Genomic DNA, 932 nt, shown 5'->3' on the forward strand with positions numbered 1-932 from the left:
AGAGCCCGATTCAAAAGTCTGTCATGCGGCTGAAAGTCGCGCAATTCTGCGGGTTAGCATCCGGATAGAAGCGATATTCGCCCACGCGGTCGAGCTCTCGATGGAGCGTTCCCAGTCTTTGGCGAGGCGGCGGCAACGGCCCAGCCAGGCGAAGGTACGCTCGACCACCCAGCGCCGGGGCAACACCTCGAACCCTTTGGCGGTGTCTGACCGCCTGATGATTTCCAGCGTCCACTCACCGTGGCTCTTGAGCGCGTTGCGGAGCTTTTCGCCGGCATAGCCGCCATCGGCGAACACGTGGCGCAGCCATGGGAACCGGTGGCGGATGGCCTTGAGCACATCGACCGCTCCGTCACGGTCCTGGATATCGGCGGCGTGGATGAGAACGAACACCAGGAAGCCGCACGTGTCTGTGACGATGTGCCGTTTCCTGCCCTTTACCTTCTTGCCCGCATCATAGCCGCAAACCCCGCCGGCTTCTGTGGTTTTGACCGACTGGCTGTCGATCACCCCAGCGCTGGGCGATGCCTCCCGGCCCGCCTGCTGGCGTGCTGTCATCACAAGGATGTGGTTGATCGTGATCAGCAGACCGCTGTTGCGCCACGCGTAGAAATAGCCACGCACCGTCGAGACCGGCGGGAAGCACTTGGGCAGCATCCGCCACGCCCCGCCGCTCGATGCAATGTACAGGATCGCGTTCATCACCCGGCGAAGGCAGGTCTTGCGCGGTCGCCCTCCGCTCCGGGCCGCCGGCAGCATGGGCGCGATCAACTCCCACTCCGCTTCGCGCAAATCACTTGGATAGCCCGCACCTTCCCGCATATGCTTGCGGCGAGCGGTATCAGTCCAGGGCATGTGCTTCCTCCATCGTCTCGACAACGACGCTGAATCACAACCTACTGATATCGCTCAACCACTTTTCGCTCGGGCTC

At 62.7% G+C, this 932-nt stretch carries 1 protein-coding gene; it reads right to left on the reverse strand.

Annotation, left to right across the window (positions count from 1 at the left end):
* Positions 1-21 precede the first annotated feature (21 nt).
* Positions 22-855, reverse strand: a complete 834-nt coding sequence (locus tag LDN95_RS23050; RefSeq protein ID WP_226019833.1) for an IS5 family transposase — start codon at positions 853-855, stop codon at positions 22-24.
* Positions 856-932 lie beyond the last annotated feature (77 nt).

The sequence above is a fragment of the Novosphingobium sp. FKTRR1 genome (assembly GCF_020404405.1).
In the GTDB taxonomy this organism is placed as follows: domain Bacteria; phylum Pseudomonadota; class Alphaproteobacteria; order Sphingomonadales; family Sphingomonadaceae; genus Novosphingobium.

Bases quoted from the DNA above. Each gene is read 5' to 3' on its own strand.
- LDN95_RS23050 (WP_226019833.1), bottom strand. From the start codon at position 855: ATGCCCTGGACTGATACCGCTCGCCGCAAGCATATGCGGGAAGGTGCG.